This is a genomic window from Providencia sp. AGC89 (assembly GCF_053543535.1).
The window spans coordinates 1-11,323 of record NZ_JBIXLP010000033.1 but is presented as its reverse complement, the minus strand read 5'-3'; the positions used below and the strand labels follow the sequence as shown (position 1 = coordinate 11,323).

Below are 11,323 nucleotides of genomic sequence, written 5' to 3'. Positions count from 1 at the left end.
GTTCCCAGGCATACCAAAGCCAGCGTTGTTGTTTCTTATTAGCCACAAAAGACCACTGTTCATCGACTTCACAAAGGAGTTCAATGTGCAAATTATCAAGCGGTAAAGACGTTACCTGCTTCGGCGAGAGTTTTTTAAAGTACGAACAACCGCATTAATGCTGATATGAAGGGCCCTAGCAGTATCACGAATACCGGCATTATTCATCGTGAGGTCGATAATTTTATCTTTAGTTCCGGGTTGGCAAGCACGATATTTATAATCGAGTTGGAAGCTTCGGCAGCAATCTTGGCAACGATAACGTTGATGACCAGTGCTACCTAATCCATGTTTTTTCACTGGGAGCGTTTGTTGACAAAATGGGCACCTTACATCGACTTTAGCCATGAATATTCTCCGATAAATTACCCTATATTACAGGTTAATCACCGGATTGAATACATGACCAAATGATTATGTTTTTCAATTCTTAGAATATTTTAATTTAAAATATATTTTATATTCGCAGCTAAACCATATAAAAACAAAGATTAACTCATATTTATACAATATAATTAGGTCAAAAGTTCATTTTTCAATTCAATAACCACCAATTAACAGATTAATAATCTATTTTTGACCTAAATACAATAATGCCTTCTTTTCCTTGTATGTAGTGCTGTAATTCAACATCACTAACTTTGAAATTTTCACGTAATGAAGAAGCATTTCTAAAAATTGTTTTGTTTCCTTTTTGTATTACAATACCAACGTGACTAACATCCAAGCCTCTATTCGTTGAGTAAACACCAATATAATCACCGGTCTTAAGCCTTGTAATCAAATCATTATCTATATATTTAGATGGAATATAGTTTATATCTCTATAGGTAATGGGCAACCCTAAAATATACGTCTTTCGATTACCTTTTAAATTAAGCTGCTTAGAAACGTTAACGGCATATGGGCTAATTTTAGCCGTAATGTCCTCTGCAACCGCGCTATCACCTTGTGCCCAATCCGAAAAAAAGTGGCGGCGGTTTTTGTATGTAACATCTTGATTAAAATAACGAATACTAGTCAGGTTCCTAAAAAATTGTGCACTATTTTCAGCCCCTTTAAATGCCTCAACGTACTCAATAAAGGTCATACAATCCATCGCTTCTAAATTAACGACTAAGTTTTCAGCAAAGAGTGGGCTCATATTTAACGTTTGTTTATCGTAGGGGGTATTTAAAAAATACTGAGTGAGCACATCAATTTTTTCTGCCGATGTTGAATGATATCGCTGCATTTCATTTTGTTGGTTGAATATACTGGTTAAAATTTTATGCGACCCCGATGTCAACACTACCTGAGCTTGGACATAATTAACCATTAGCAACATCAAGGTTGCAGTAACTAAGCGACGCATTCGCCCACTATTTGAATTTTTAGTATACACATTAACAATATTCCCAATTTACCTTAATTTTGCAGGCAACTGCTTCTATTTAATGACTATAGCATGAGTTTTAGTCCATTTCTTGTTCGATTTATTCCATAGTCAACCTTGATTAAGATCACATATAACTTCAAATATTCATTTTGAATATTGCAACTGTTCTATTTTCATTTAACAATGTTACCGGTAACATTTATTTTGTAACGTTATCTGGAATAGGTATAACGATAAGCACAACTTACATGACTTGCAGATTAATTGACTATAGGTCTGCATGATGGAGCAATTACCATGAGTTCTAATATCTCTGAAGTGACAAAATCTCCAGCACTCAATGAGGAACTTGAGCGCATTACACAGCGCATTATCTCTCGTTCTGCACAAGCTCGAGCAGCTTTCCTCAATAAAATTGAACGTGCTCGTAGTACAACTGTCCATCGAGCCTCGCTGGCTTGTGGTAACCTTGCTCATGGTTTTGCTGCCTGCCAAAATGATGAAAAGCAGATCCTTAAAAGTATGACGCGTTCTGATATTGCTATCATCAGCTCTTACAATGACATGCTTTCTGCTCACCGACCTTATGATAAATACCCTGAACAACTAAAAAAAGCGTTACTTGAATCGGGTTCTATTGGGCAAGTTGCAGCTGGTGTCCCTGCCATGTGTGATGGTGTAACTCAGGGGCAAGATGGGATGGAACTCTCTATGCTAAGTAGAGATGTCATCGCGATGTCTACAGCAATTGGTTTATCCCATAATATGTTTGATGGCGCTCTTTATTTGGGTATTTGCGATAAAATTGTTCCAGGCTTATTACTTGGAGCCCTCTCTTTTGGGCATTTACCTGCTATATTTGTCCCTGCTGGGCCGATGGCCACGGGCCTACCTAATAAAGAAAAAGTACGTATTCGCCAACTGTATGTGGAAGGAAAAGTCGATAGACTCGCGTTATTAGAAGCTGAAGCAGCATCATACCATGGTATTGGTACCTGCACATTCTATGGTACCGCTAATTCAAACCAAATGATGATGGAAGTCATGGGGTTACACTTACCAGGTGCATCGTTTGTCCCCCCTGATTCCCCATTACGCTATGCGCTAACAGATGCAACAGCACAGCAAATTACCCGGTTAACCGAGCAATCTGGCCATTATTTACCAATTGGTCGCCTCATTGATGAAAAAGTTATCGTCAATGGTATTGTTGCCTTACTAGCAACTGGCGGCTCTACCAATTTAACGATGCACCTTGTTGCCATCGCTAGAGCTGCCGGGGTCATTATCAACTGGGATGATTTTTCTGATATTTCTGCAATTGTACCGCTCATTTGCCGAATTTACCCTAATGGCCAAGCTGACATCAACCAATTTCAAGCCGCAGGTGGCGTCGCATTACTAGTCCACCAACTGCTGCAAAAAGGCTTGTTACACCAAGATGTTCATACTGTAGCAGGCTTTGGTTTAACGCGTTACACATTAGAGCCTTGGTTAAATAACGGGCAACTTGAATGGCGAGAAGGCCCCAAACATTCATTCAATACAGATGTTATTGCTGAAATTGACACGCCTTTTTCACCCCATGGAGGTACTAAATTACTCTCAGGTAATTTAGGCCGTGCTGTGATGAAAACGTCCGCGGTCCCCGAAGAAAATCAAATTATTGAAGCTCCTGCTGTAGTATTTAATAACCAAAATGATATCGCAAAACACTTTGAGTCAGGCAACCTTAATCGAGATTGTATCATCGTAGTTCGCTTCCAAGGCCCATCCGCTAACGGGATGCCTGAACTTCATAAATTAATGCCACCACTGGGGGTGCTTATCGATAAAGGTTATAAAGTTGCCTTAGTGACTGATGGCCGGCTATCAGGAGCATCAGGTAAAGTTCCATCCGCAATCCATGTCACTCCCGAAGCCTATAACGGTGGATTACTCGCAAAAGTAAAAGATGGCGATATCATTAGAGTAAATGCGTTAACTGGTGAATTACAATTACTTGTCGATGACACTGTATTAAACAAACGACAATCTTTCAAACCGGACTTAATCGCAGAACGTAGCGGTTGTGGCAGAGAACTTTTTGGCGCATTAAGAAGAAACTTGTCTGGCGCAGAAGAAGGTGCTTGTAGCATTGATTTTTAATCTATTGGTATTAAATAGGAATAAAAAATGAATAATTGGAACATAACCGCTGAAAGCGTGCTCAAACAAGGCCCTGTGGTCCCAGTCATTGTCATTAAAAAACTAGAACAAGCCGTCCCTCTCGCTAAAGCCTTGGTGAAAGGCGGCGTTAATGTACTTGAGGTCACATTACGTACCGAATGTGCAATTGAAGCAATTCGCCTGATTACTCAAGAAGTCCCTGACGCCATTGTTGGGGCAGGGACAGTACTCAATGCGAAACAACTTGCTGATGTGACAAAAGCTGGCGCTAAATTTGCTATTAGCCCCGGTTTAACCGAAGAATTATTGAGTGCTGCAACCCAAGGAAATATCCCACTGATCCCCGGCATTTCAACGGTTTCAGAACTAATGCTGGGTATGAATTATGGTTTGAAAGCATTCAAGTTTTTCCCAGCAGAAGCGAATGGTGGCGTTAAAGCCTTAAAAGCCATTGCCGGCCCTTTCTCACACGTAAAGTTCTGCCCAACAGGGGGAATTTCACCAGAAAACTATCGTAGTTATTTAGAACTAGAGAGCGTTCTGTGTATTGGTGGCTCTTGGTTAGTGCCCGAAGAGGCTTTAACTACTGGCAACTACGAAAAAATAACCCAACTTGCCCAAGAAGCAGTATTGGGTGCAAAGCGTTAAAACAGCGAAATTCTATTTACCGTTGAGAACGATTCGATACTACTGACTGAGTCGTTCTCAATGTAGCTTTCTTTAACCCTATCAATTTTTTATCTCATGAATCATAAGCTATTTCATTAAACCTATGGCAAAAACGTAGCTCTTCTCGATATGCATAAACATCCTCGACATGACCTGCCAAAATTCGCTTTTGCAACTTTTGCCAGTAATCTGCCGAAAATAAATCGGCATGATAACGTCGCAGATAATCACCAATTTCTGCCGTTTGACAAATAAAAGAAACAAATTCTTCAGGAAAAACATCCTGTTCACCAATGCTATACCATGGCTCATTAGCGAGCTCTTGCTCAGGATACAATGCCACAGGAATTTTACGGAAATTAACTTCTGTCATATAACAAATTTCATCGTAGTCATAAAAAACAACCCGACCATGACGCGTAACACCAAAGTTTTTAAATAACATATCACCAGGGAAAATATTCGCCGCCGCCAACTGTTTAATTGCCAAGCCATACTCATTCAAAACACTTTTTAGCTGTTCCTCATTTGCGTTATCCATATAGATATTTAAAGGCACCATCTTTCTTTCCATGTACAAATGGCGGATCAACACTTGGTCTCCTAAATCTTCAATTTGTGAAGGAGCCTCGTTTAATAGCTCTGTCATCAATTCTTCACTAATAGCGCTTTTATCAATCACAAAATTTTCAAATTCTTGTGTATCTGCCATACGCCCAACTCTATCGTGTTCTTTGACAAGCCGATAACATTCCTGCACCCTTTCTTTCGTGACATCCTTTTGTGGGGCAAACTTATCTTTGATAATTTTGAAAACACGGTCAAAAGAAGGCGCTGTAAATACAAGCATCACCATTCCTTTAACGCCTGGTGCAAGCGTAAATTGCTCACGGGCAAAATTAATATAAGCAAGATACTCACGGTAATACTCTGTTTTTCCATGTTTTTGACAACCAATCGCCATATATAATTCAGCAATGGATTTACTGGGCAAAATTTCCCGCAGCCAAAATACTAATGCCGCAGGGAAAGGTGCATACACCATAAAATAAGAGCGAGCAAAGCCAAACACAATACTCGCTTCATCAAATTCGGTGAGGCAGGTATCGATGTAAATTTGCTTATCATCATCATGATGAATGGGAAGTAAAAATGGATAGACTTCATCATCAATATAAATTTTACCAACTAACCAAGCAGCTTTGTTACGATAAAACAGTTCATTGGCAATATGAAAACAGACTTTTCGCTTTTCAAATCCTGAAAACCGTGAGTGCAATATATTGATAATACAATGAATATCAAACTCTAAATTTCGCCATTTTATTCTTAATGGTAACCCACTTAGAATCGAAAATAGTAACCCATACAGATTATCATCAACCTGATACTCCCAAGCCAATGGCCGAGGGGAAATAGAAAACCGCCTTACAGGCTGAGAAGTAAAAATGAATAAGTTATCTTGTGTAAGGTCTCGGTGTTGAAATAAACGGCAATAAACTGAATTAAAAAAACTTTCTGCTATCTCGAAGCGTGGGTAATCTGGCAACAACGTTTTATACACATTTTTTATTTCTGATAGTTTGTTTGGTGTTAAAGATTGAACTAACCCCATGAATTGTAGCTGGGCAACAACCAAGCCAACATGGTGATCATAAAGTTGGATCCTTCTTTTCATTGCATGTTGGATAGCATGCCAATCCCCTTGCTCAAACCTTTCCTGAGCTCCTGAGGTTATCTCTAGAAAACGCCCATATTGCGCATCAAATCCTTGTAGAATGGTTTGGGCTATTATCTGTTCAGTCGTGAGTATCATACTCGCTCCTATTTGAACTAATTTAAAAAAAACAGGCACTCAACGTGCCTGCAAATTAATAGATACACCTAACCAATAAGGACACCGAATGAAATGAAGCCAATTAACTAGAATTGTTCTTCTTCTGTCGACCCTGTTAAAGCAGTGACTGAAGAAGTCCCCCCTTGAATAACCGTTGTAACTTTATCAAAATAACCAGTACCTACTTCTTGTTGGTGAGAAGAGAAGGTATAGCCTTTATTTATCGCCGCAAATTCAGGCTCTTGCACTTTTTCCACGTAATGTTTCATACCTTCACCTTGTGCATAAGCATGTGCAAGGTCAAACATGTTGAACCACATACTATGAATGCCCGCTAAAGTAATAAATTGGAAGCGATAACCCATGGCTGACAACTCATCTTGGAAACGTGCGATTGTGGAATCATCTAAATTTTTCTTCCAATTAAATGAAGGTGAGCAGTTGTAAGCCAATAATTTACCTGGGTATTTAGCATGAATTGCTTCAGCAAACTGGCGCGCAGCATCTAAGTCTGGTTTTGATGTTTCACACCACACGAGGTCTGCATAAGGCGCGTATGCCAAACCACGACTAATCGCTTGCTCGATACCTGCGTTAGTCCGGAAGAACCCTTCAGAAGTACGCTCACCAGTGACAAATGCCGAATCATATGGGTCACAATCAGATGTCAGAAGATCAGCTGCATCGGCATCAGTTCTTGCGATCAGGATCGTTGGTACACCAGAGACATCAGCGGCTAAACGTGCGGCAACTAATTTTTGAACAGCTTCTTGAGTCGGAACCAATACTTTACCGCCCATATGACCGCATTTTTTCACCGCAGCCAATTGGTCTTCAAAGTGCACAGCCGCTGCCCCTGCTTCTATCATATTTTTCATTAACTCAAAGGCATTCAATACCCCACCAAAACCGGCTTCTGCATCTGCAATAATCGGTAAAAAGAAATCAATATATTCTTTATTATCTGGCCCAATGCCATTCGCCCATTGAATTTGATCTGCCCGGCGAAAAGTATTGTTAATTTTCTGAACGACAGAAGGAACCGAATCAACTGGGTAAAGTGACTGATCAGGGTACATACTTGAGGCTGTATTTGCATCAGCAGCAACCTGCCAACCAGAAAGATAAATGGCCTCAACACCAGCTTTCGCTTGTTGTAATGCCTGCCCACCTGTCAATGCACCTAGTGCATTGACGTAGCCTTTCTTAGATTTGCCATTCAGTTGTTCCCAAAAGCGCTCTGCCCCCCTACGAGCAAGGGTATGCTCCGGATTAACAGAACCGCGAAGTTTGATAACTTCCTCAGCAGAATACGGGCGATTAATGCCTTTCCAACGTGGTTTCTTCCATTCATTTTCTAATTGGGCAATTTGGTCTAAGCGCGATGTCGTCATGATTAACTTCCTTTATAAGAATATGTAGGGTTTATCGAATTTATATTTGTTGTTACTAATCTAATAATTGGTAACCAGGAATAGTTAAGAACTCAATAAGTTCATCTTGTGTCGTAATTTGGCGCATTAGCTCCGCTGCTTCACGGAAACGACCATGCTGAAAACGCTTATCACCAAGTTCTTTTTGAATAACTTGAAGCTCTTCATCTAGCATTTCTTCGAACAACGCTTTTGTCACTTTTTCGCCGTTGATTAGTGACTTTTCATGCCTGATCCATTGCCAAATCGAAGTTCGAGAAATTTCAGCGGTAGCAGCATCTTCCATTAAGCCATAGATAGGAACGCACCCATTACCTGAAATCCATGCTTCAATATATTGCACAGCGACCCGAATATTTGCCCTCATACCTGCATCGGTTCGTTCACCTGCGCAAGGTTTTAATAGTTGCTCCGCTGTGATTGGTTCGTCAGAATCACGAGTAACATGCAGTTGATTGGTGTTCTCTCCTAGAACTTGGTTAAAGACATCCATCACTGTATCTGCAAGACCTGGGTGAGCAACCCACGAACCATCGTGACCATTTTTTGCTTCAAGCTCTTTATCTGCTCTTACTTTAGCCAATATAGCTTGGTTCTCTGTTTCATCTTTACTTGGGATAAATGCGGACATTCCCCCCATAGCAAAAGCCCCACGACGATGACAAGTTTTAATAAGCAAACGTGAATAAGCACTTAGAAAATCTTGGGTCATCGTAACCACTTGGCGATCGGGTAGTACCCTATCTGGGTGCTCTTTTAATGTTTTGATATAACTAAAAATATAATCCCAACGACCACAATTTAACCCGACAATGTGGTGACGCATGTGATACAAAATTTCATCCATCTGGAATACCGCAGGTAAAGTTTCAATTAAAACTGTTGCCTTAATTGTTCCACGAGGCAAACTGACAGCATCTTCTGCAGCACTAAATACATCACTCCACCATTTTGCTTCCTGCCAAGATTCCAATTTAGGGATATAAAAATAAGGCCCACTTCCTTTCTTCAACAACGCTTGATAGTTATTAAAAAAGTAAAGTGCAAAATCAAATAGCCCCCCCGGAATATTTTTTCCCGCAAGTGATACATGCTTTTCGTCTAGATGTAGCCCTCGTACACGTGCAATTAAAACAGCAGGGTCAGATTTAAGCTGATAAACCTTACCTTTTTCATTGGTGTAAGAAATATCGCCATTAATTGCATCACTTAAATTGATTTGCCCATCAATCAATTTTTCCCATGAGGGAGAAAGAGAGTCTTCAAAGTCAGCCATAAATACTTTAACGTTAGAATTCAAAGCATTAATAACCATTTTTCGTTCGACAGGACCTGTTATTTCAACCCGGCGGTCACGTAAATCCTCAGGTATATTCTGTATTTTCCATTCTGATTTTTTAATGGAATCAAATTCCGAAATAAAATCCGGCAATTCGCCCGCATCAATTTTTTGTTGCCTTATGGTTCTTTGTTTTAGTAACTCTTCACGACGTGGTAAAAACGCCTCAACCAAATTTGAAAGAAACTCAATAGAATCATTATGTAAGACCCTAGTATCTTGCTGAGATATTTCCTTTGAAAATGCTAACTTTGATATTAACAATTGATTTTCCATTGACCTTTCCTCATTCACATCTGACTATGAATTAAGCTTACGATCAAATAACAAATAAATCAAAAACCGTTTCCATTTTATATAAAATACACCTTATCTTTATGATATCAATGGCATTTTATAATTATTTATTTTTGAACAACGATTCTTATAACAAGATAAGTAGTGTTAAGCACTTGTTAAATAAAACAATTACTAAAAAGTAAAATTGTTAAATAATTTACCCCAAAAATAAAAAAAGCAGCCATAAATGGCTGCTTTAGTTTTAAATATTGTAAATTTTCTGGAATATTAATCTAAATAAAATACTAAATATAATTAGTTAGAGTGACATAACAAACATTTTAAGCTCAACACCCCTTATTTTAATCTAGTGTAGGCTCCATGTGAGTAAGATCGAATGGTGTGATCTGGTACACATAATAATTAAGCCAATTCGAAAAAAGTAAGTGCCCATGGCTTCGCCAGCTAATTGTTGGGCCTTTATTAGGATCATTATTTTTAAAATAATTACATGGGATTTCTGGTGAAATACCTGCATCAACATCTCGCCAGTATTCTTGAGCGAGCGTATCTCTATCATATTCAGGGTGGCCAGTAACAAATGCCAAGCGTTTATCTTTTGATGCAAATAAATAAGCACCGGCTTCTTCTGAACTGGCTAAAATTTCAAGATCGGTATGCTTGCGGATAAGCTCTTCAGGGAAATCCGCATAACGAGAGTGTGGAGCATAGAATGAAGCATCAAACCCTCGCGTTAATAATGCATACGGCTCCAATGTATCATGCTGATATACGCCTGAAAGTTTTTCTTCTCTAGTCCATTTTGGCAAATCATAAAGAACTTTCAATGCAGCCTGTACAGCCCAACACACAAAGAGCGTTGAAGTAACATGGCTTTTCGCCCATTTAATTACCTTTTCTATTTGTTCCCAATAACATACATCGGTAAATTCAACTAGCCCTAACGGAGCTCCTGTTACGATTAAACCATCAAAATTTTGATCTTTAATATCTTCAAAATCACAATAAAAATTATTCAAATGCTCTGTAGGAGTATTTTTAGATTCCCTTTGGTCAATACGCAATAACTGGATATCAACCTGTAATGGTGTATTAGATAAAAGCCTTAAGAACTGATTTTCCGTTTCTATTTTTTTAGGCATTAAATTCAGTATTAACACTTTCAAGGGGCGGATCTCCTGAAGGCTAGCTCTTGTCGTTGTCATGACAAAAACATTTTCTTCACGTAAGAAATTAACTGCGGGTAACTCGTCTGGTAAACGAATTGGCATCATTCATCCCCTTTTATATACTTTTATACGTTTAGACTTCTAGAGTGCTAAATAATCTAACCAATGTTACTTACCTTGTCGAGCTTTTCAAGACTAATTGAAATAATTTCACGTAGATTCATTTGTCATGGCATTAACTTGAGTATACCTATCTTATAATGTATTGATTTTATATATTTTTTAATCAATAGTGATATTTTATAGATAGATATTCTACTTAGACGTTTTAAGCATTAGGTAAAACTAGGGCAGTATTCATCGCTGCTGAGCAGTGACTGTATTATTTAGTTATACATCGCAAAATTATTTCAAAATACTGTACCAAAAATTATTTAATAAACGTCTTTATGTCATTATCAAATGGCAGCTTTAGCTATTACTAAAATAATATGTAGTCGTTAATTTAAGCTCTAAAATGCCCTATATCCCAAAACTTGTGAGTTGTTACTTACTACTTTAGATCTGACACGCCTATTCAACACACCAATATCACTGTGTATTCAGAGTGAACAGATGTCCAACTTCCTCATGCCTTGTGCGATACTTCCCCGATAGCCAAGCTCACGCTAGCTTCACTCTGCATTTGCTCCCCCCAACTCAGTGAGTTGTTATTTACTGCTTTAAATTCCACACACTTATTCACCATACCAATATCATTACACTTTCCGCATAAACTAGTACCAAACTTCTCTACTCCCAGCTTAGCTCCTCCCGTAGGTAATTGATTTAATTTTATTTTTCAGCATATTAAACTCACCCCGATAAGTGAGTTGTTACTTACTACTTTAAATCCGACATGCCCATTCAACACATCCATATCACTGTGCATTCAGAGTGAACAGATGCCCAACTTCCTCATGCCTTGCTCAGTCCTTACTCTACAGCCAA

General features: G+C 38.8%; 7 protein-coding genes and 1 pseudogene. 2 read left to right on the top strand and 6 right to left on the bottom strand.

Annotation, left to right across the window (positions count from 1 at the left end):
- Nucleotides 1-387: pseudogene (locus tag ACIPUA_RS07075) on the bottom strand (IS1 family transposase); the annotation flags it as partial.
- A 214-nt stretch (nucleotides 388-601) separates the two neighbouring features.
- A complete protein-coding gene (locus tag ACIPUA_RS07070; RefSeq protein ID WP_230683899.1) occupies nucleotides 602-1,423 on the bottom strand; it encodes an N-acetylmuramoyl-L-alanine amidase-like domain-containing protein in 822 nt (273 codons plus the stop codon).
- A 291-nt stretch (nucleotides 1,424-1,714) separates the two neighbouring features.
- Between ACIPUA_RS07070 and edd the strand changes: the two genes are divergently transcribed.
- A complete protein-coding gene (gene edd / locus ACIPUA_RS07065) occupies nucleotides 1,715-3,565 on the top strand; it encodes a phosphogluconate dehydratase (RefSeq protein ID WP_048608838.1) in 1,851 nt (616 codons plus the stop codon).
- Nucleotides 3,566-3,592: 27 nt separating this feature from the next.
- Nucleotides 3,593-4,234, top strand: a complete 642-nt coding sequence (locus tag ACIPUA_RS07060) for a bifunctional 4-hydroxy-2-oxoglutarate aldolase/2-dehydro-3-deoxy-phosphogluconate aldolase (RefSeq protein ID WP_449059492.1) — start codon at nucleotides 3,593-3,595, stop codon at nucleotides 4,232-4,234.
- A 94-nt stretch (nucleotides 4,235-4,328) separates the two neighbouring features.
- On the opposite strand, the gene aceK is transcribed toward ACIPUA_RS07060, so the two are convergent.
- The 4 genes from aceK to metA form a co-directional block, all read right to left on the bottom strand.
- Nucleotides 4,329-6,071, bottom strand: a complete 1,743-nt coding sequence (gene aceK / locus ACIPUA_RS07055) for a bifunctional isocitrate dehydrogenase kinase/phosphatase (RefSeq protein ID WP_042848538.1) — start codon at nucleotides 6,069-6,071, stop codon at nucleotides 4,329-4,331.
- Between the two features lie 107 nt (nucleotides 6,072-6,178).
- Complete coding sequence (aceA, locus tag ACIPUA_RS07050) at nucleotides 6,179-7,486, bottom strand: isocitrate lyase (protein WP_042848540.1); 1,308 nt, start codon at nucleotides 7,484-7,486, stop codon at nucleotides 6,179-6,181.
- A gap of 55 nt (nucleotides 7,487-7,541) precedes the next feature.
- On the bottom strand, nucleotides 7,542-9,140 hold the full coding sequence (gene aceB / locus ACIPUA_RS07045; RefSeq protein ID WP_449059491.1) for a malate synthase A: 1,599 nt from the start codon (nucleotides 9,138-9,140) through the stop codon (nucleotides 7,542-7,544).
- A 365-nt stretch (nucleotides 9,141-9,505) separates the two neighbouring features.
- On the bottom strand, nucleotides 9,506-10,435 hold the full coding sequence (gene metA / locus ACIPUA_RS07040; protein WP_042848542.1) for a homoserine O-acetyltransferase MetA: 930 nt from the start codon (nucleotides 10,433-10,435) through the stop codon (nucleotides 9,506-9,508).
- Nucleotides 10,436-11,323: the final 888 nt, after the last annotated feature.